A 20,647-nucleotide genomic window follows, 5' to 3' on the forward strand; every position below is an offset into this window, starting at 1 on the left:
TTTGAGTCAATATCACCGCCGACGGCCTCGAACGTCCAGCCGGCGGGCGAGGAGAACGGCCGCGTGCATGGCCTCCCTCTCCAGCCCGTCCCGGATCTGAGCCCGACAGCTCGTGCCCGGTGCGACGACGACGGCCTCGGGACTCCTCCGAAGGGCGGGCAGCAGCTCGAGCTCGGCCATGGCTAAAGAGGTGTCGTGGTACTCCGATCGGTACCCGAACGAGCCCGCCATGCCGCAGCAGCCTGCGGCCACTGTCGACACCTTCGCCCCCGGCAGATGTAGCCTAAGCGCCTGCTGCGTCACCAGCTCGAGTCCGGCAGCTTTCTGGTGGCAGTGCGCGTGAACCAGGATCTCACGTCCGCTTCCGGCGTCGGGACGGCTGCCGGAGTCGGCCTTTCGCCTGGCCTGCGGTAGATCGACCACCGCCTCCTCGAAGAGGCTTACGTTCGATGCGAGTTCGTGCGCCTCGGAGGTGCCCAGCAGCTTGGGAATCTCGTCGGTGAGCGCGGAGACGCAGCTCGGTTCGAGGCCGACCACCGGCACTCCCTTCCTCGCCGGCGGGAGCGCCGCGTCAACGAGCCGCCGAGCCTCGGTCCGAGCCTCGTCCACCATGCCCGCCGAAAGGTAGGTACGCCCGCAGCAGAGCGGGGTCGACGTCCTGCCCGCCCCGCCGTACCCCGTCGGTCCGAGCGGAACCGGCTCCAGGCCCAGGAACCTTAGCACGCTCGCCGCCGATCTAGCGATCTCCGGTTCGAACCAGCGGGTGTGGGTGTCCACGAAGAGCGCGACCCGGAATGTCTCTTCGCTCTTCGCGACCGGGGCTTTCCGGTCGTTCGGGTCGGCGAGCAGCTCCTGCTCCGACCACGGCGCCCGTGACCACTCGGGAAGCGGTCGTCGGGCCGAGATTCCCAGCCAACGGTCCGCTGCCTTCCTGAGCGCGGCGCTGCGACCCAGAGCGTTGAGAACGCCCGCTCCTCGGCCGAGGAGCGGCGCCCACCTCGGCAGCTCCGCCAACGTTCTTTCCCGCCGCGGCACGCCGTAGCGTCTGTTGCGGCGATGCATCCACTCCAGCTTCATCGCCGCCATGTCGATTCCCGCAGGGCACTCCCGGGCGCAGGCCTTGCAGGAGATGCAGAGCGAGAGCGCCCGGTCCATCTCAGACGAATCGAGCGCGGCGGCCGCTTCCGCAGCGTCGAGTGAGAGCGCCGCGCGCAGGGCGCCCGCCCGTCCGCGGGTGGAGTGCTGCTCGTCACGGGTGACCCGGTAGGAGGGGCACATGACGCCCCCTTCGAGCCGCCGGCAGGCCGCGTTGCCGTCGCACCTGCTCGCAGCCCGGGCGAGCCCGCCCTCCCAGGCGAGAACGGTGGGGAGCGGCTTCTCGCCCGCCGAGCCGCGCCACCGCGCGGAGTCGCGCGACCCCGAGCCGCGCGATCCTGCCGCCGCACCCGACTCGGCTGCGGGCGGAAGCCGGAAGAGCGAGGCGTCGTCCATCCGATGCGGATCCACGATCTTGCCGGGATTCATCCGCCCTTCGGGGTCGAGCGTCCGTTTGATCTCGGCGAAGAGCCGGACCATGCGGCTTCCCAGCATCGGTTCCAGGAACTCCGAACGCGTGATGCCGTCACCGTGCTCGCCCGAGTGCGTGCCCTCGCAATCGCGCACGACCTCGTGGGTCTCTTCCGCGACGGCGCGCAATCGTCTCACGTCGTCGGGGTCGGCCAGGTCGAGCGCGGGTCTCACGTGAAGGCAGCCCACCGAGGCGTGGGCGTACCAGGTGCCGCTCAGGCCGTGGCGCTCGAAGATGGCGTTCACGCGACGGGCGTATTCTTCGAGCCTGGCGAGAGGCACGGCGCAGTCTTCGATGAAGGAAATCGGCTTTCTGGGACCGGACATCGACATGACCACGCTCATTCCCGCCTTCCGCACCCGCCACACGTCGGCCTGCGCTGCCGGGCTCTCGACCCGGTGGACGGCGGAGACGCTGCCGCGGCCGGCGAGGACCTCCTCGAGTCCATCGAGAGAGCGGCCGAGCCGGTCGGTCGGCGCACCCGAGAACTCCACCAGCAGAACGGCGCCCGGAAGCCCCTCGGCCCGGCAACCGTAAGAACGGGTGATCGCGTCCTTCATGTCGGGAATCCGTCCCGCGAGCTCGAGAACCCGGTGGTCGACGAGCTCGACGGCGCTCGGTCCCAGCGCGACGATCGCCTCGACGCTGCCGAGAGCGGCGTAAAGGGTGGAGAAGTGGCAGACGCCGAGCGTCCGTCTCGCGGGCACGGTCGCCAAGCGCAGGCGGAGCCGCGTGAAGAACGCCAACGTCCCCTCGGAGCCGACGAGCAGCTTGCCGAAGTGCTCGCGCCCGGGCGCCAGCTCCTCCACTCGGTAGCCCGCCACGTTGCGCAGGGTCGGCGGGATTCTGTCGCCGATCTCGGCCTCGTTGGCCCCGTAGAGCTCGAGGAGCCGTCGGCGCAGGCGCGCGCCGCGCCGTCCCGGCTCCGGGCGGCTCGCCCCGAGCCCGGCGAAGTCACCCCGCCCGATCCTTCCTTCTTCGAACGAGAGCCGCTCGCCCCCTGCGAGTACGGCCTCCACGGCTTCCACGTTCCTGACCATGGGGCCGTAGCGGAGCGAGCGGGAGCCGGCGCTGTTGTTGCCGGCCATGCCTCCGATGGTCGCCCGGCTTCCCGTGGAGGGGTCCACCGGGAACCAGAGGCCCTCGGGCTTCAGGTGCGCGTTGAGCTCGTCGAGGACGACTCCGGGCTCGACATCGACTGTCGCGCACGCCGCCGCGCCCCGGTCGGGCAGCAGGGGCCCTATCCCCGTGAGCCAGCGACTGGTGTCGACGACCACCGCGCGCCCGATCGCCTGGCCGCACTGCGAGGTACCGCCCCCACGCGGAATAAGCGGCGCTCCCTCGGCTCGCGCCACCTCGACGATGGCCTCTACATCGGCCGCATTGCGCGGGAAGACCACGCCTAGCGGCTCGATCCGGTAGTGCGAGGCGTCGGTTGAGTAAATCGCCCGGGTTACGGCGTCGAAGCGAACCTCGCCCGAGATCTTACCGGCGAAGAGCTCACCGAGCGATGCGGAGCCGAGCGATGCGGAACGGGACGGGTGCGCCATCTTCGCTATCATATATTGACACTAGCGGCCTGCGGCGAAGTACATTCAGCATAGGGCGGGCCCGCGCGCACCGCCACACCGCCATGGCACCTTCCCGAGCGACCATCCCCATCTTCCAGAACAGCCCCGCAGGCGTCCACCGACTCCCTGCCCGCATCCGAGGCGATGACCGCGAGGCTGCCGCCCCCCGCCCGGTAGCCGACCGCAGGCCGAGGTCGCACTGGCTCGTCAGTTTCGTCGCTCTCGCCCTGACGGTGTGTTCGGCCGGTGACAGCGCGGAAGAGGGCGTGGTGTCGATGAGATTCGGGCATGTGGGCGAGCCTGGGTCGCTCTTCGCTCTCGCGGCGGAGGAGTTCGCCCGCAGGGCCAACGCTCGCCTCGACGGGTACGAAGTGGTCGTTTTCGGATCGAGCCAGCTCGGAGCCGACGAACTGGTACTTCAGAAGATAAGGCTCGGCACCGCCGAGTTCGGTCTGCCTTCGACGGTGATGTCGTCGCAGATCGACGAGTTCGGCATTTTCGAGATGCCTTACCTGGTCCGGGACCGGGAGCACATGAGGGCGATCGAGCGGGATGTGGTCTGGCCCGACCTCGCTCCGCTGGCCGAAGAGAGGGGCTACCGCATCCTCGCCGTTTGGGAGAACGGCTACCGCCACGTCACCAACAACATCCGCCCCATAGAGACGCCGTCGGATCTCGAAGGGCTCAAACTGCGCACGCCGCGCGGCATCTGGCGGGTGCGACTCTTCCAGTCGCTCGGCTCCAATCCCACTCCCATGCCGCTCTCCGAGGTCTTCATCGGCCTCCAGACCGGAGTGATCGACGGCCAGGAAAACCCGCTGCCTCAGATTTGGGCATCGAAGCTTCACGAGGTCCAGGATTACCTCACACTTACTCGCCACGTCTACACGCCTGCCTTCGTCGTCGTGTCGCCGCAATGGTGGGACGCGCTCCCCGAGGAAACGCGAAACGTTCTGCAGGAGGAGGCGCGGGCTACCCAGGACTTCGTCCACGAGACCGCGGAGCGTCTCGACGAGGAGCTGCTCGGCCTGCTGGCGAACTCGGGCCTCACGGTCAACGCGCCCGATCTGGCCAGCTTCCGAGAGGCGGCGGGTCCGATCCGGGCGTCCTTCGCGGAGACGGTTCCGACCGGGGAGGAGCTGCTCAGAAAGGCGGAGGAGGCCGTCTCGGTACCGTCGGGCGGTGAGTCGGCAGGTTCGGGGTGACTTGTCGGGCGGCCCGACTGTTGCAGGGCTTCCTGGAGTTCGTCGTCATCGGGCTCATGGTCGCGCTGGCGACGGTAGTGGTGGTGGGGGTAGGCTTCCGCAAGCTGGGTGCCGCCCTGGTCTGGTACGACGAGATCGCTTCGCATCTGCTCGCATGGCTCACCTTCTACGGCGCGGCGCTCGCTGCCCTGACCGGCTCCCACATCGCGGTGCCGACTCTCGTCGAGAGACTCCGGGGGAAGGCGAGGCTGGTCGGCGCGGTTCTGGCGCAGGGGGTGGTCTTCGCTTTTCTGGCGGTGCTCACCTACGCCGGGGTGCTGGTCACGGGTTCGCTTTCGGGAATCACGCTGACCTCGCTGCCCCAGGTACCGCAGTCCGTCGTGCAGTCGGTGATCCCGGTGAGCGGGGCGCTCTTCATCCTGGCCGAGATCCTGAGGCTGGCAGGCGGCCCCGACTCGGGTGAGCGGGCGTGAGCCTCCTGGCCCTCGGCGGATTCCTTCTCCTCTTCATACTGCTGGGCGTCCCGATCGCCATAGCCTTGGGCGCGGTCGCCGTGCTCGCGCTCGTGCTGGGTCCAGGGGGATTCGACGCTCTGCCCAACGTCGCGCTGGTCATGTATACCGGATCGACCAGCTTCCCGCTCATCGCCATCCCGCTCTTCATTCTGGCGGGGGCGATAATGAACAGCTCGGGAATTTCGCGGCGGCTGATCGACTTCGCCCTCGCCCTCGTCGGCTTCGTGCGCGGCGGTCTCGCCATGGTGTCGATTTCGACCTCGCTCTTTTTCGCGGAGATCAGCGGCTCGGCAGTGGCGGACGTTGCCGCGCTCGGGTCGATCCTCATTCCCGCGATGAGAAGACGGGGCTATTCCAAGGCGTTCTCCGCAGCGGTGACCTCCTCGTCGGCGACCCTGGCGGTCATCATTCCCCCTTCGATCCCGATGATAATATACGCGGTCATGGCCGACGCTTCCGTGGTCCAGCTCTTCGTGGCCGGCATCGTGCCGGGCGTGCTCGGCGGGGCGCTCTTCATGGGAATCGCATGGCTGCTCGCGAAGCGTTACGGTATCAAGCGCGCGCGACGGTTTCGCTGGAAGAGGGTCGTCGTGACCTTCAGGCGCGCGGCCTGGGCGCTGATCCTGCCGCTGATCGTGCTCGGCGGCATCTTCGCGGGGTGGGTGACCGCGACCGAGGGTGCTGGACTGGCCGTGTTGGCAGCGGTCGTCGTGGGGGGAGCTGTCTACCGGGAGCTCGACTGGTCGGCTTTGCGGAAGGCGGTGATCGAAGGCGCGACCCAGACGGCGGTGGTCATGCTGCTCGTGGCTGCGTCGGCCCTTCTGGGCGACTACCTGACCGAGACGCGGGTGCCGCAGGGCGTCGCGACGGCGATCATGGGAATGACCGAGGACCGCTGGGCGATCCTGCTCCTGCTCAACGCGTTCTTCCTCCTTGTTGGCCTGGTGCTCCACTCGGCGGCGGCGATCATCCTGGTCGTCCCCATCGTCATGCCGCTGGTCACGGCCGCCGGGATCGATCCGGTGCACTTCGGCCTCGTGGTCGCCCTCAATCTCGGCATCGGCCAGCAGACCCCGCCGGTGGCCTCGGTGCTGGTGACCGCCTGTTCGGTGGCCAAGGCGGACATCTGGGAGGTCAGCAAGGTCAACCTCAATTTCATCGCCGTGCTCGTCCTGGTGCTGGCTCTCGTGACCTACGTGCCCGCAGTGCCGATGGGCCTCGTCGACCTCATTTATGGGTGAGCGACCGGTGCCCGAGCACGTGACCGACGGACCCGAGCGCACCGCCGCGACCGTTCGAGAGGAGTCCGCGGGGCGGGTTCGGAAGGTGGTGCTCGACGGTCCTCGGCGTCATAACGTTCTCGACCTCGAAGGCTGGTGGGCGTTGGAGCGCGTATTCGGGAAACTGGCGGCTCAGGGGACCGAGGTCGGCTGCGTCCTCCTCTCGGGAGCGGGCGGACGCGCGTTCTCGGCGGGCTCCGACATCCGGGCCTTCGAGCGCCAGCGCAAGGAGATGGCGGATGTGCGCGCCTACTCGGACGCGATCGCGGGCGGGCTCGCGGCGGTGCGGAACTGCCCGCATCCCGTGCTCGCCGTCGTGGAGGGGCTCTGCGTGGGAGGAGGGCTCGAAATCGCCGCCTGTTGCGACATCCGCATATGCGGTGAGTCGAGTCGTTTCGGGGCGCCCGTCAACCGCCTCGGGCTCACCATGGCTCACGCCGAGCTGCGGCCGTTGGTGGAGCTGATGGGCCGGGCCTGGACGTCGCACATCCTGCTCACGGGCGATCTGATCGGGGCGGAGGAGGCCCGTGCGATGGGCCTAGTGACGGCGGTATGTCCGGACGCCGAGGTGGCTGGGTGCGGCCTGGCCCTCGCCGAACGCATATCCGCCGGCGCCCCGCTGGTGAATCGCTGGCACAAGCGCTTCATCGATCAGGTGGCCGGCAAGGTCGAGCTGAGCGCCGAGGAGCTGGACGAACCGCTCGAGGCGTTCGCGACCAGGGACCACGCGGAAGGGCGAGCGGCCTTCGTCGAGAAGCGGAAGCCGGAGTTCACCGGTGCGTAGCGGTCTGCGGAGAACGCCGCCCGCAGCAGAGCGACGCTGCATCCAAGTTGGACGTTGCGCGTCGCCGCTCTCGGCGCTTGTGCGAGTTTCGTCGCAGGCCGACAAGGGGCGTTGGTGACGCCTCCGCTAGCGGGCGTCCGAGTGGTCGAGCTCGGTCACGTGATGGCCGGCCCGGTGTGCGGGCTGATGCTCGCGGATCTCGGGGCCGAGGTGGTCAAGGTCGAGCGGCTTCCGGACGGAGACGCGACCCGGGGCTTCGTGCCCCCGACCGTCAACGGCGAGTCCGCGGCGTTCATGATGCTCAACCGCGGCAAGCGCGGCGTTGCGCTGGATCTGCAAGGGAATGCGGGCCGGAAGGCGTTCCTGCGCATCGTCGGGAACTCGGATGTCCTGGTCGAGAATTTCCGCCCCGGCACGATGGAGCGCATGGGGTACGGCTGGGAGGAGCTGTCGGCTCGTTGGCCTCGGCTCGTCTACTGCCAGATAAGCGGATTCGGGCGCACCGGACCGCTGGCGCCCTTGGGCGGGTTCGACCTGATCGCCCAGGGATACGCCGGCCTGATGTCGATAACCGGCGAGGGATCCGGACGACCGCCGGTGAAGGTGGGCGGACCCGTGACCGACATCACGGCCGGGGCGCTGGCGGCGCTGGGAGCGGTATCGGCGCTGTTCCAGCGGCGTGAAACCGGGCGCGGGAGGCGCGTGGACACCTCGCTCTTCGAGGCCGGGATCATCCACACCTACTGGCAGTCGGCGATCGCCCTGGGCAGCGACTCGGCTCCCGGTCCGCTGGGCAGCGCCCACCCGCTAACCGCTCCCTACCAGGCCTTCCGGAGCTCGGACGGCTGGATCAACATCGGAGCCTCGAACCAGAAGACCTGGCGGCGACTCGTGGAGACTCTCGGCGTTCCCGAACTCGCCGAGGACCGGCGTTTCAAGACCAACGAGCGGCGGATGGAGAACCTGGAGGAATTGATCGACCTGCTCTCGCCCATCGTGCGGGAGCGCAGCAGCGAACACTGGCTGGGGGCGTTGGCGACCGTCGGAGTACCCGCCGGCCCGGTAGCCACCATCCCGGAAATGCTGGCGAACGAGCAGACCGAAGCCCGCATGCTCGTCGAGACCGAGCATTCGGTGGCCGGGCGGGTGAAGGGGATCGGCTGCCCGATCAAGTTCTCCGGAGCCGACGAAGGACGTACCCGCCGTCCCGCCCCCCGGCTGGGCGAGCACACCCGGGAGGTCCTGGCCGAGGTCGGGATGACCGAGGCGGAGATCGACGAGGTGGTCGGGCAGTCAGCAACGAAGCGCGCGCGAGCGCCGAGAGCGTTGTAGCAGCCGCGTGCGGCGCTTCGGCTAGACCCATCCTTTCTGACGGAACGAACGGATCGTCTCGGCCCAACGACCCTGCTCCTCCGGCAGACCGAACGAGAGTCGGTTCCATCCGAGCATGGGCGGGAACGGCCTGCCCACCAGAAGACCCGCGTCCCTCATCCTCCCGATGTAGGTACGGAGGTCGCCGTTGATCCTGTGCATCAGGAAGTTCGTGTTGGTCGGGAGCGTCTCGAGCCCGAGCTCGCGGCACGTGTCGGTCACGATCTTCTTCGCGGCCTCGTTCACCTCCTGGCTGCGAGCCACCAGGCCGTCGTCCTGGAGGGAGGCGAGCCCGGCGTGGAGCGTCGGTATGCTCACGTTGCTCTTGGCGACGAACTCCGCGATCCTCTCCGCAGTGTCGGGGTGCGCGGCGAGGTAGCCCAACCGCATTCCGGCCATGCCGAAGATCTTTGAGAAGGTCCGGACCACGACGACGTTGGGACGGCTGTCGATCCACTTGAGCGCCGACTCGAAATCGGGATCGGTCACGTACTCGACGTACGCCTCGTCCATGATGAAGAGCGTGGTCTCCGGCGCGTCCGCGATCCAGGCGTCGATCTCGGAGGCCTTCGTGATCGTTCCCGTCGGGTTGTTCGGGTTGCAGAAGTAGACGATCGACGGGCGTCGCCTACGGTCCGCGATCTCGCGCATCCGTCCCACGTCGTGCGCCAGCGCGTCGGTCAGCGGGACTGGGGTCAGTTCGTAGTCGAAGGGCCCCTGGTAGCTCGAAACGTCCTCGAAGGTCGGCTGGGCGATCACGAGCGGCACGTTGGAGCCGGCGTAGGCCTGAAGTGTCATCTGCAGCAGGTCGGTCGAGCCCGCCCCGAGGACCAGGTTCTCGTCCTTCACGCCGACGTACGCCGCCAGCGCCTCCCTTAGCGGCGGCACGTGGGCGTGCGGGTAGCGGTTCCCGAGGTCGAGTGCGGCCTCGGCCGCTTCGCGGGCCTTCGGCGAGAGTCCGAGAGGGTTCTCGTTGCTGGAGAGGCGGATCGTCTCGTCCGGCTGCGTCGCCAGAGCCCGAGCGGGGCCGGGAGTTGCTAGAGTGCCGAGAAGGGCGCCGGAGGTCGAAGCGCCTACAAGTCCGGCCGCGCCGGTGGTGACGAATCCACGTCTGTTCATGTGGGTTGGGTGTCGGTGGGGTTGGAAGGTCGGTTCCCGTAAGGTAGTGTCCGGTTGCTGAAAGTCAAAGCAGGCGGTCCCAGCCGGTCGCCTCTCCGCGATGTCGAAGGCGTCGGGGAGCTTCGAACCCGCCGACCTCACGCCCCCAACGCCCCCACAGGAATCACCCCTACCCCATCCTCCCGCGTATACCCATACCCGCTACTCGCAATCACCCCCAGAGCCGCCGGCTCGCCCATCCGCCCCACATCCACCCTCTCGGCGAGCCGGAGGAGGTTGCGAGCACCTTCATCCACCCTTCCCTCACCCAGCTTCACCTCAAACGCTGCCCACCGTCCGTCGTTGGCCTGCACGATCGCGTCCACCTCCAGCCCGCCCTTCTCGCGGTAGTGAAACACCTCCGCGTCCGCCGCCTGGGCATAGACCCGCAGATCGCGTACGACCATCGACTCGAAGAGAAGCCCCAGGAAGTCGAGGTCGCGGAGCAGACGGGCGGGCGACGCGCGAACGGCGGCTGCGGCAAGCGACGGATCCGCGAGGTGCCGGACCGGCTTGTTCCGCAGCACCGACCTCGATCTCAGGTGCGTGGGCCAGGCCGGCTGGTTTTCCACGATCATGATCCGTTCCAGTGCCCTGAGGTAGTCCGCGGCCGTGTGTTCCCGGATGGCGGACACCCCTTCGCCGGTGTCGCAGGCGAGGGTTGCGGTTGCGGCCGGGGTCGCGACGTTGCGCGCCAGCGACCGCAGGAGCATGCCCACGCGCATGGGATCCCTCCTCTTGCCGTCCCCGTTGGCGATGTCCAGGCGACGGATCTCGTCAAGGTGGTCCCTGTTGGCGCGGAGCGCCTGTTCGGTGGTGCGGCCCAGATTGACCGGCCAGCCGCCGACACAGATCAGCTCGGTCAGATCGTCGAGGCGGATCACCGACCTGCCCGCGTGGGCACGCGCACCGTCCAGGAGGCCCGCCAGCGACACTTCGCCGGATGAATGACCCAGCTCGAAGGTCGAGAGTGGACGCATGCGAAGCCGGGTCAGCCGACCGGCTCCCGTGTGCCGGGTCGCGTCGTCTGCGGGCACCGCGGATCCGGTAAGGATGAATTGACCCGGGAGGCGCCGGTCGTCCACCGCCCTGCGCACATGATTCCAGATCGCCGGTTCCAGCTGCCATTCGTCAATCAACCGCGGCACGTCACCGATCAGGACGCGGGCAGGCTCGAGACTGGCCAGGCGGCGTGCGACCTCGTCGATGTCGAGCCGTGCTTCACTAGCGGCGATCTGTCCTGCCGTGGTGGTCTTTCCGCAAGCCCGGGGCCCCTCGATCACCACCGCGCCCGTGGCCTGCAGGCGCTCCGCCAACTCACCGTCCACGATTCTCGGATGATAGGTCATGTGGGTTCCTCACGGGCGCAACGGATCGTCGGTTGTCGACGGATAATAGCGTTCAAGAAGAATGTGTGGAAGGGGAGAGCGGCAGATTCGGCGCGCTCTTAGAGACAGAAATAGCGCGATCACAGCGACAGATTCGGCATTGCCACAGCGGCGTGAACGGCGACCGAAACCCCCGCGCGATCGCAAAAGCGGGGCGAGCACAGCACTTCGAATACCTCGGTCCGCTCCGCTTCGTTCAAGGCCAGGGCAGGCGTCGGCCAGCGCATTCGCGAGCGCGCTTTCGAGACTGTTTCGGGCCTCGGTCTGCCAGGCGAACCGGGTCCTCAGCCTCTCACACGTTGAAGCGCACGTGCATGACCTCGCCGTCCACGAGCACGTAGGACTTGCCTTCGACCCGCATCAGGCCCGCCTTCTTCGCCCCGGCCTCCGAGCCGCACTCGAGCAGATCGTCCCACGGAGTGACCTCCGCCCGGATGAAGCCCCGCTCCAGGTCCGAGTGGATGGTTCCGGCGGCGGCTTTGGCAGCGGTCCCTCTCCGGATCGGCCATGCCCGGACCTCGTCCGGCCCCACAGTGAAGAACGAGATCAGATCGAGGGTGTCGTAAGCGAGGCGAATGAAGCGGTCGAGGGCGGACTCCTCGACGCCGATGTATTCGAGGAATTCGTCGCGCTCCTCGCTCGGCATCGAGGCGATGTCGGATTCCACGCTGGCCGAGAGCGCCATACCGCGAGCGAAGAGACGGGAAAGCTCGGCCTCCACGGTCGGATCGAGCGGTTCCGCAGCCCTTTTCTCCTCGACGTTCACGATCGCGAGCAGCGGTCGGTCGGTGAGCATCCCGAAGCCTTTGAGAAAGCTACGGTGCAGCTCGTCGTCCCCGAGAGAGCGCAGCGGCTGTTCGTCTTCAAGGGCCTCGACGGCGCGTTCGAAGGTGCCGACCTCGAGCGGTGGGCCCCGCTCTTTTCTCAGGCGTTCGAGCCGTCGCGACGCGATATCGAGATCGGCCAGCAGGCATTCTTCGTGAAAGGCGGTCAGGTCGGCGACCGGGGTCGACTCGTCGGTTTCGGAGAAATCTCCGCTCACGAGACAGAGGGCGTCCTGCTCCCGAAGCCGCTGCAGGGTCCTAGGCGAGAGGCCGTTTCGCTCGGAACCGTGTTCTCCGGGGATGTCGCAGAAGGTCACCTCGGAGAAGGTGGTCTTCTTGGGCCTGTACAGGGCCGAGAGTCGGGCGATCCGGGGATCCGACACCCGCGCCGTCCCCAAATGGACCTCTCCGCCGAACCCGACCGGCACGGCGAGCCCGGTCATGGCGTTGAAGACCGTGGTCTTGCCCGACCCCGGAAACCCGGTCAGTCCTACCTTCATCGCTCCGAAGACCGGTGTGAGAAATTAGCGGGGCCGGTTCAGCGGATTTCGGCGTCGACTCCCTCCTCGCCCTCCGAGCGGGCTATGATCGCCGCGCCGCACGAGTCGCTGTAGACGTTGACGGCCGTACGGACCATGTCGAGCGGACGGTCGATGGCGAGCATCGTCAGCACGATCGCGTTCACTTGGTCGCCCTGCAGGCCGATCGCTTCCAGAACGATGAAGATGATCACCAGTCCGGCGGAGGGCACCGCGGCCGCTCCTATGGAGGCCAGCAGGGCGGTGAACACCGCGATGACCTGTTGGCCGAACCCGATCTCGATGCCCAGCACCTGCGCGATGAAGAGCGCGCCCACGCACTCGAAGACGGCGGTACCGTCCATGTTGACCGTCGCCCCCATGGGGAGGACGAACGACGACACCTTCTTGGAGACGCCGACCCGATCCTCGACCGCGCGCATGGTCACCGGCAGGGTCGCCGCCGAAGAGCTCGTCGAGAAAGCCAGGACGAGCGGATTGCGCATGTTGGCCAGATGCACCCACGGCTTGATCCTGCCCAGCAGCCAGAGGACGAGCGGCAAGGTGATGACGAAGTGTATGCTGAGGCCGCTTAATACCGTTACGAAGTACCTGGCAAGAGGCTCGAACCGGTCGAAGCCGGTCTCTCCCACCATGCTTGCGATCAAAGCCAGAACCGCGATGGGTATGAACTTGATGATCGTCCCGGTGAGCTTGACCATCGTTTGGAACAAGGCGTCGAAGAAGCCGGTGAGCTTCTGCTTCACGGCGGCGTCGGGCAGGGAGGCGACAGCCATGCCGAAGACGATCGAGAAAAAGATGATCTGGAGCATCGAACCACTCGCCAGACCCTCGAAGAAGTTGCTGGGGACGATCTCCATGAGGATCTCGCCGATACCGCGGTCGTCGAGGGCCGCGAGGTCCCGGTTGGCTTGGTCCGCCTCCTCCATGTTGGCGTTGTCACCCGGGCGCAACAGGTTCACCATGAGGAGACCGGTGGAAGCCGCGAGGAAGCTTGTCAGCAGGTAGTAGCCGAGCGTCTTCGAGAAGAGTCTGCCCACGGCCCGCCCGGAGGCGATGGAGGCCACGCCCGTCACGATGGAGGCGAAGACGAGCGGGTGAATGATCATCCTCAGCAGGCGCATGAAGAGATCGCCGATCCATCCCAGCGCCCAACCCGCATTCTCCTCGAAGAGCAAGCCGACGCCCACCCCCAGGAGCATCGCCGTCAGCACCTGCCAGTGGAGTTTGAGGTACCAGGGCCTGCCTGCCGTGTATTCCATGTGTCAGCCTCTCTTGGATTAGCTTCTTGGGTCGGGCCGCAGGCGGTCCGCCGAGACCACCTCCGCCCGTTCGATAACGTCGCCCGCCACCACCTCGTCGACCACCTCCAGTCCGGCCGTCACGATGCCGAAGATGGTGTAGTCGTGGTTCAGGCGAACGTTGTCCGTGAGATTGATGAAGATCTGGGCGTCGCCGGTGTCCCGACCTCGGGTCGAGAGCCCGACCGTACCGCGCCAGTGGGGGAGCATGCCGACCTCGTCCCGCGTGTAGGGGCCGTCTCCGGCGTACTCGTTGGCCCCGGGCGATCCGCCCTGGATGACGAAGTTGGGCTCGGCCCGATGGAAGGTCAGGCCGTCAAAATACCCAGCTCGCGTCAATTTTGCAAAACGATGCGCGTTCGTTACGGCGAGATGAGGCAGCGGCCGGATCACGATCACGCCTCCCCTGCGCATGTGCAGGACCACGAAAGACCGTTCGAGCTCCCTGAGCTCGTCGACGGTGGGTAGGGGCAGTCGCACCGGCGGCTCCGGGGCCGCGACGTGATCGTCCGAACCGTTCCAGCGGTCGAGCAGCTCCGCCGCGCGCTGGGCGACCGCAGGATCGTAGTCGTTCAGGTAGGGCATCAACCGGGGTGAGAGCCGGGCGGCGTTCAGAGCCTCCAGGGCGTCGAGCAGTCCCACGCGAGGGTCGCGCCAGGTTTCCCGACCCTCCGCCGAGATCCGGTCGAACGCGGCGACGACGCTGTCGGCCATGGCGTCTCCCGGAGCTTCGCCATCCTGCGCCATCCCCGTCAGAAGGCGACTGGCGACCAGGAGGAGCTGCGGGTCGTCGAGCGCGAGCTGGGCGACGACGAGCTCGGGCGTGAGGGCGCCGAGAGCGGCCAGGGACTCGAGAGCGGCCGTGCGGACGTTCGCTCCGGGATCCCGAAGCGCGGCTCGCCTGAGGAAGCTCGTGTCCGAGAGCGCTCGGGCCGCCCGCACGGCTTCGACGCGTACGAGTTCGTTGTCATGTTCGGCGAAGGCGGAGAAGAGGCGTTCGGCGTGTTCCGGCGCGTAGGTCGCCAGCGAAACGAAGGCGCGAGCGGGTACCTGCCAGTCGTCCCGGGTCTCCGGGCCGAACTCCGCGGCCGCCCCGAGGAGAACGCGAAGCTGTCCGTCCGGTTCGGGACAAGGTTCCGCGAGGGCCTCCAGGGCTATGAGCCTTACCGGTCGGCTCCTCTCCTGCACCGCTCCGGCAAAGAGTCTGACGCAGGCCAGCTCGTCCTTCGGCCCCGAGGCCACCGCCCTCATCCCGGCCACCCGCACGCCCACCGCCGGGTCCATGAGAGCACGGCGTATGAGTTCGTTCCGAGCGTTCTCTCCCGCTCGCCGGATCGCCCGAGCTGCGGCGATCCGCACCGAGGTGGCCGGATCCCTCAGAGCCGGCTCCAACCGAATCGGATCGAGCGCGTCCAACCGGTCGAGAATAGTCACGGCCAGTGCGCGCACCCGACCCGCGTCCGGCTCGGGAGCCTCGTCGAGGAGGCCGTAGAGGGTCAGCTCGCCCAGCCGCGCCAAGGCGTCGTCGTCGAACGGCACCCCCGCTCGGGAGAGCGCCTCGAGCCCGAGAAGGGCGCCCTTCGCTTGGGCTGCGGGAACCGGCTCGCTCCCGTCCCGGACCATGCCGACCAGCACGTCCCGGACGCGCAGCTTATCGTCCGTACCGACACTGAGGCGCCCGAGCGATCTCGCAAGCACGCCGAGAACCCGCGCATCCTCCTCCTTCGCGCCTCCGGCACGCGACCCGACCCGCTCCAGAAGCGGATCCAGGGCCGCCGATCCGTCACCTCGATGCAGAGCTTGGGCGACCGCGTCCGCCGCGTGTCCGCGCAGGTCGGGATCGGCGTCGCTCAGGTATCCGGTCAGGACCTCCAGGTGATCGGGTTCCTCCAGCCGGCCAAGCGCGCGCACCGCGACCTGTCTGGCGAGAGAGTCCGCAAGCGAGCGGTCGCCGCCCTCCGCCGCAGCGAGGAGAAGGTCGAGTTCGGGACCGGAGCGGGGACGGGCGTCTTCGGCCGCAGCCACCGCCAGGAAGCGCCGAGCCGCCTCGGCCGCCGCCGGATCTTCGACCTCGACCGGCGGATCGCCGCCGGCATCGGAACAGCCCGCGACCCACCCGGCGGCGGCGACAAGGAGCAGCCGGCGGAACCGACCCGAATTTCCTTGACCCGAACTTTCCGTCGAGTCGCTCACTCGTGGCGGGCAGGTGGGACGAAGCCGTCGCGGGCCGCTGCGGGCGATTCGTCGTTCGGCTGGCGGACGAGCTCCAGAGGCAGCTCGATCCCCTGGCTCCAAGTCCCCACGATCTTCATCCGATCTTCACTCAGCTCACCCGCGAAGCTGCCTTGCACCGCCTGGGACTCGATGAAAACGGAGTCCGCACCATCGCCTGCCGTCGCACGGATTGAACTGATGGCGATGTCGAAGGCGCCCTGATCCGGCGAGTCGAAACTCCCGACAAGACCGCCGTCGGCCTCGCCTATCCTGAAGATGACGGTGATCGACGCCGGGCCGGTGTCGAGCACGCCCCTCCATGTGCCTGCGAAAGGCGACCCTGTCCCGGCCTCCTGCCCGGACGAACCGAGAGGCAGGAATGCGAGCGCCGCGGCCGCGCCGACTCTCATGATCGCGCTGGAAAGTCTCATTGTCGTCTCACCCTTCGGAGAGCGGGTCCGGAAGGAGAGGTCAGATGGCCTCTACCTCGTGAAATACCTCGATGCCGTTCTTGATCCAGTGCTCCCTGAAGGGGCGCTCGGCGATCTCTCCGCGAGTGAGCTTTTCCGTCATCGAGTGCGGATGCACGAGCATGCTGCCGCCCTCGTCTTCATGGACGGTATAGTCTCCGGTGATGTGCAGCGTGGCTCGCAGCCGTTCGTTCCCCCTCATCATGTAGCCCTGCAGGATGTGCGTTGCGAGTTCCCAGTCGCCCTGGGTCACCCGAAGATCAACCACTTCGGCCCCATCGACGAAGGCGCGCACGCGAAGATAGTCGTCGCCCTCGATGAACTGCGCGTCGATCGACTCGTTCCAGAAGGGAAAATGGAGTCGTTCGCCCTTGATCCGCCTCGCTTCCTCCGAGCTCGTGGCTGCCAGAAAAGGAAAGAAACCCGCCTTGGGGTGCCTGCCCCAGGGCGCCGCTCGCGGCGGTACGATCACTGAGAACATCAGTTCGGCGTAGGGTCCGACCACGCTGTCGTCGAACAGAAAGGCGGAAACCGAGAGCACGCCGCGGCCGTGACGCACCTCGACCGGTTGCAGGTGCGGCGGCAGCAACGAGCGAGCGTGCTCCGTCGAGATGGCGAAGAACGAGGTCGCGCCGGTGTGGAAGCTGTAGCTGCCTAGGGGCATATGCCGTATTTACGAAGAACATCGATGATCACGTCGGCTCCCTCCTTCAGCTCCTCCCGCGAATGCGCCGCGGAGATCGACATGCGGAAGCGGGACTTGTGCTTGCCCACGGCCGGGTAGCGAACTGGGTTGATGTAAACGCCCCGCCGGAAGATCTCCTCGCCCATGCTGAAGGTCCGGGCGTCGTCCCGCACCATGATCGGGATCACCTGGGAGGTGGACTCCCCGACCGGCACCTTGGCCTCCGCCAGGAGTCCGCGCATGTAGTCCACGTTGTCCCAGAGCTTCTTGCGCAGCTCGGGCTCGTCGCGCACGAGCTCCAGGGCCTTGAGCAATCCGGCGACCACAACGGGAGAGAGCGCGCAGGAGAAGGTGCGCGGGCGCGAGAAACCGCGGAGGTAGTTGCAGAGGCGGCGGTCGCCCGCGACGTAGCCTCCCTGGCCGCCGAGGCTCTTGGAAAAGGTGCCGACATGGATGTCGACCTCGTCCTCGACGCCGAAGGTCTCGACCACCCCTTTGCCGTTTTCGCCGTAAAGGAAGGCGGAGTGCGCCTCGTCGACGAGCAGACGCGCCCCGTACTTGCGGCAGACCTCGATGATCTCCGGGAGAGGCGCGACGTCGCCGTCCATGGAGTAGACGCCCTCGACCGTGACGAGCTTCTTGCCCTTAGTGCGTTTCAGCTTGGCTTCGAGGTCGTCGACCCGGTTGTGGCGGAAGAAGCGGGCATGCGCCTTCGACAGGATCATGCCGTCGACGATGCTCGCATGGGCGTACTGGTCCGCCACCACGTAGTCGCCCAGCCGCATGAGACCGGCGATGGCGCCCACGTTGGCGCTGAAGCCCGTCGGGAAGATGAGCGAGTCCTCGGTTCCCTTGAAGTCGGCGATCCCGCGGCGAAGCGCCTCGTGCAGCTCGGTGTTGCCGCTCAGCACCGGGGAGCCGGAAGCGCCCCCGCCGAACTTCTCGGCGGCATCCTTGATGGCGTCGACGACCTCGCGTCGGTAGGAGAGCCCCAGGTAGTTGTAGGATGCGAAGTTGACGAGCTCGCGTCTCACTTCGCCGGTCAGCGTGTCCCGCACCGAGACTCTGGTGCTGGGCGCGGTTCCGATCGGCAGCTCGAAAAGGTAGTAGCCGGCGGGTTCGGCTTCGGCCCACCAGTCGTCGAAGGGCGCGAGCAAGGCGAAAGGATCGTCGCTGGAACCCGAATAGAAGTTCGTGTAGTCGTAGTCCATCGCGGCCGGCGCGGCCGGTGCGGAAGGAGGCACGCGCGGTTTCGAAGGTTCGTCTCGGTCGACCGGCGGCGCTACCGCGGAGGCGGAGATCGGGGCGGCCTCCTCGACCGAGGCGGCGTTGCGGCCCCGCGAGCTCTCCGAGGCGTTTCGGGTTGCCGACGAAACTTGGTGTGGTCTGGACATGAGCTTAGATTGATAAGATCGGAAGGGAAGCCGACAATGTCGCGATCATGTAACAAAACTACAAGGTCGGGAGGGGATATGACGGGTTTCGATGGAATCAAGGAACGCCTGGCCTCCTGGGACCCGCCCGGATGGCGGCGTCGGATTCGTTTCGTGGACGCGCACGCCGCCGGGGAGCCGCTCCGCGTGATCCTGGACGGCTTCGACGATCTCGAAGGAGAGGCGACGCTCGATCTGCGCCGCGACGCCCGGAAACGGCTCGACTGGCTCAGGCGCTCCCTTATGTGGGAGCCGCGCGGCCACGCCGACATGTACGGGTGCGTCATCCTGCCTCCGGTGACCCCTCGTGCCGATCTCGCCGTCCTTTTCATGCACAACGAGGGCTTCAGCACCATGTGCGGTCACGGCATCATCGCGGTGGCCACGGCGCTCGTCGAGACCGGTGCGTTTCCCGAAGGGGGAGCTTCCGCCATAGGAAACGAGGTCGTGCTCGGTATCGACACGCCGGCGGGCTTCGTGGAGGCGAGAGCCACGCTCCGCCAAGGCTCCGCTTCGGTGGATAGGGTCGCTTTCGTGAACGTCCCCTCCTTCGCGCTCGCACTCGATCGTGAGGTGACGCTTCCGACCTACGGAACGGTCCGCTTCGATCTGGCCTTCGGTGGAGCCTTCTACGCCTACGTCGACGCCGACGAACTCGGCATCGCCCTCGACCCCGGCAACGTCGACGAGATCACGCGTGCGGGCAGATCGATCAAGAGGAAAGTCGCCACCGCGCACTCGGTCACGCATCCCGAAGACGCCGATCTCGGGTTTCTCTACGGAACCGTCTTCACTGCGCGGGACCGCTCCGACCCCGCTCTCACGCATGGGCGTCACGTCTGCGTCTTCGCCGACGGGGAGGTGGACCGGAGCCCCACCGGCACCGGCGTGGCGGGCAGACTGGCCCTGCTCTGGGCGCGTGGGGTGATCGGCCCCGGCGAGGAAGTTCGCATCGGGGGAATAGCGAGCGAGAGCTTTGGAGGCAGGGTGCTCGACACCCTCGTCGTCGGTGAGAGGGAGGCAGTGGTTCCCGAGGTCAGCGGAACGGCCCACATTACCGGCCGCGGGGAGTTCCTCATCGATCCGTCCGATCCGCTCCGACACGGTTTCCTCATGCGATGACGGAGGCTCCCGGGGCACAGGCCGGGACGCCTCCCGCAGCACGCATAGCCTCGCTCGACGTGCTGCGCGGGTTTGCCGTCCTGGGCATTCTGATCATGAACGTCCAGGGTTTCTCCATGCCCGGTGACGCGTACGACGACCCGACGGCGTGGGGCGATCTGACCGGTGCGAACTACGTGGTATGGTGGCTGAGCCATCTATTCGCCGACACGAAGTTCATCTCCATCTTCTCCTTCCTCTTCGGAGCTGGGGTCTGCCTCTTCGCCGACCGGGCCGCCCGCCGCGGAGCCGATCCGACCAGGCTCCACTTCCGACGGATGAGATGGCTGCTCCTCTTCGGACTGGTCCACGCCTACCTGCTCTGGGTCGGCGACATCCTCGTCGCCTACGCAGTCTCCGGTTTCGTGATTTTCAGGTTTCGCGACTGGAATCCGCGCCGACTGCTGGCCGGCGGTCTCGGCTTCTTCGCGGTCGGCTCGGTGGCGGTGGTCGGATTGGGATATTACCTCGGGGGACTGCCCCAGTCCGAGATCGACCGGCTCCTTCCGCCGATCGCGGAAGAGGTCGCGGCCTACCGGGGGGCATGGCTTGCGCAGATGTCGCAGAGAGCCACCGATTCCCTGGGGATGCACTTCCTGCTCCTGCCCGTATCGCTGTTCTGGCGCTGCACCGGCGCGATGATGGTCGGCATGGCGCTCTATCGCCGGGGGGTGCTTTCGGCGAGCCGAAGCGACGGCTTCTACAAGCGGCTGGCCTTTCGCGGCCTATGCGCGGGCGGGATCGCCGTCCTCGTCGGGGTCTGGTTCGACGTGCGCGCCCAGTGGAACTTCCCGGAGTCCCAGACCTTCCACTCCCAGTTCAACTACTGGGGAGGGCTGTCGATGGCTGCGGGCTACGTCGGGCTGGTCATGCTCGGCGTACGCAGAGGCTGGCTTCCGCGCTTGCAGGACCGGCTGGCGGCAACCGGGCGCATGGCGTTCACGAACTACGTCATGCAGACCTTGATCTGCACGACCCTCTTCTACGGCCACGGCTTCGGCCTCTTTGGCTCGGTCGAGCGCTGGAAGCAGGCTCTGATCGTCGTCGCGGTCTGGCTGGCTCAACTGTGGTGGTCTCCCCTCTGGCTGGCTCGCTTCCGCCAAGGACCCCTCGAGGGAATCTGGCGCAGGCTGACCTATGGGAGACCACTGACCGGCGGTTGAGACCGGAGCTCCCCTCCG

Annotated in this window: 16 protein-coding genes; 7 read left to right on the forward strand and 9 right to left on the reverse strand. The window is 67.3% G+C overall.

All coding sequences use genetic code 11. The features are described 5' to 3' along the window. Window positions 1-12: 12 nt before the first annotated feature. On the reverse strand, window positions 13-3,117 hold the full coding sequence (locus J4G12_05045) for an FAD-binding oxidoreductase (protein MCE2455171.1): 3,105 nt from the start codon (window positions 3,115-3,117) through the stop codon (window positions 13-15). Between the two features lie 296 nt (window positions 3,118-3,413). On the opposite strand from J4G12_05045, the gene J4G12_05050 reads away from it, so the two are divergent. From J4G12_05050 to J4G12_05070, 5 genes are all read left to right on the forward strand, one after another. Continuing rightward, the gene (locus J4G12_05050) at window positions 3,414-4,343 is read left to right on the forward strand and encodes a TRAP transporter substrate-binding protein (protein ID MCE2455172.1); all 930 of its coding nucleotides are present in this window, start codon (window positions 3,414-3,416) and stop codon (window positions 4,341-4,343) included. 56 nt (window positions 4,344-4,399) lie between these two features. Continuing rightward, the gene (locus J4G12_05055) at window positions 4,400-4,816 is read left to right on the forward strand and encodes a TRAP transporter small permease (GenBank protein MCE2455173.1); all 417 of its coding nucleotides are present in this window, start codon (window positions 4,400-4,402) and stop codon (window positions 4,814-4,816) included. Further along, entirely contained in the window at window positions 4,813-6,099 is a 1,287-nt protein-coding gene (locus J4G12_05060) for a TRAP transporter large permease (GenBank protein MCE2455174.1), read from the forward strand. The genes J4G12_05055 and J4G12_05060 overlap by 4 nt, the downstream gene beginning before the upstream one ends. Continuing rightward, entirely contained in the window at window positions 6,092-6,922 is an 831-nt protein-coding gene (locus tag J4G12_05065) for an enoyl-CoA hydratase/isomerase family protein (GenBank protein ID MCE2455175.1), read from the forward strand. The genes J4G12_05060 and J4G12_05065 overlap by 8 nt, the downstream gene beginning before the upstream one ends. Before the next feature lie 162 nt (window positions 6,923-7,084). Beyond that, window positions 7,085-8,254, forward strand: a complete 1,170-nt coding sequence (locus J4G12_05070; protein ID MCE2455176.1) for a CoA transferase — start codon at window positions 7,085-7,087, stop codon at window positions 8,252-8,254. Between the two features lie 21 nt (window positions 8,255-8,275). On the opposite strand, the gene J4G12_05075 is transcribed toward J4G12_05070, so the two are convergent. The 8 genes from J4G12_05075 to J4G12_05110 form a co-directional block, all read right to left on the reverse strand. After that, the gene (locus J4G12_05075) at window positions 8,276-9,412 is read right to left on the reverse strand and encodes an aminotransferase class I/II-fold pyridoxal phosphate-dependent enzyme (protein MCE2455177.1); all 1,137 of its coding nucleotides are present in this window, start codon (window positions 9,410-9,412) and stop codon (window positions 8,276-8,278) included. 137 nt (window positions 9,413-9,549) lie between these two features. Further along, a complete protein-coding gene (locus J4G12_05080; GenBank protein MCE2455178.1) occupies window positions 9,550-10,800 on the reverse strand; it encodes an ATP-binding protein in 1,251 nt (416 codons plus the stop codon). A gap of 331 nt (window positions 10,801-11,131) precedes the next feature. After that, window positions 11,132-12,163, reverse strand: coding sequence for a DUF933 domain-containing protein (locus J4G12_05085; GenBank protein ID MCE2455179.1), 1,032 nt, complete (start codon window positions 12,161-12,163; stop codon window positions 11,132-11,134). Between the two features lie 38 nt (window positions 12,164-12,201). Further along, entirely contained in the window at window positions 12,202-13,464 is a 1,263-nt protein-coding gene (locus tag J4G12_05090) for a dicarboxylate/amino acid:cation symporter (protein MCE2455180.1), read from the reverse strand. Window positions 13,465-13,482: 18 nt separating this feature from the next. Further along, a complete protein-coding gene (locus tag J4G12_05095) occupies window positions 13,483-15,696 on the reverse strand; it encodes a peptidylprolyl isomerase (GenBank protein MCE2455181.1) in 2,214 nt (737 codons plus the stop codon). Then, the gene (locus J4G12_05100; GenBank protein ID MCE2455182.1) at window positions 15,693-16,148 is read right to left on the reverse strand and encodes a hypothetical protein; all 456 of its coding nucleotides are present in this window, start codon (window positions 16,146-16,148) and stop codon (window positions 15,693-15,695) included. The genes J4G12_05095 and J4G12_05100 overlap by 4 nt, the downstream gene beginning before the upstream one ends. 40 nt (window positions 16,149-16,188) lie before the next feature. After that, window positions 16,189-16,851: a hypothetical protein gene (locus J4G12_05105; GenBank protein MCE2455183.1), complete on the reverse strand. Its 663-nt coding sequence runs from the start codon at window positions 16,849-16,851 to the stop codon at window positions 16,189-16,191. Then, window positions 16,842-18,266: an aminotransferase class I/II-fold pyridoxal phosphate-dependent enzyme gene (locus tag J4G12_05110; GenBank protein MCE2455184.1), complete on the reverse strand. Its 1,425-nt coding sequence runs from the start codon at window positions 18,264-18,266 to the stop codon at window positions 16,842-16,844. The genes J4G12_05105 and J4G12_05110 overlap by 10 nt, the downstream gene beginning before the upstream one ends. Before the next feature lie 78 nt (window positions 18,267-18,344). Here J4G12_05110 and J4G12_05115 point away from each other — a divergent pair, with 78 nt between their 5' ends. After that, window positions 18,345-19,427 (forward strand): proline racemase family protein, encoded by a 1,083-nt coding sequence (locus J4G12_05115; GenBank protein MCE2455185.1) that lies wholly within the window; start codon window positions 18,345-18,347, stop codon window positions 19,425-19,427. Beyond that, window positions 19,424-20,629: a DUF418 domain-containing protein gene (locus J4G12_05120; protein MCE2455186.1), complete on the forward strand. Its 1,206-nt coding sequence runs from the start codon at window positions 19,424-19,426 to the stop codon at window positions 20,627-20,629. Before J4G12_05115 ends, J4G12_05120 begins: the two co-directional genes overlap by 4 nt. Window positions 20,630-20,647: the final 18 nt, after the last annotated feature.

The organism is Gemmatimonadota bacterium (assembly GCA_021295815.1).
GTDB lineage: Bacteria > Gemmatimonadota > Gemmatimonadetes > Longimicrobiales > Gaopeijiaceae > JAGWBQ01.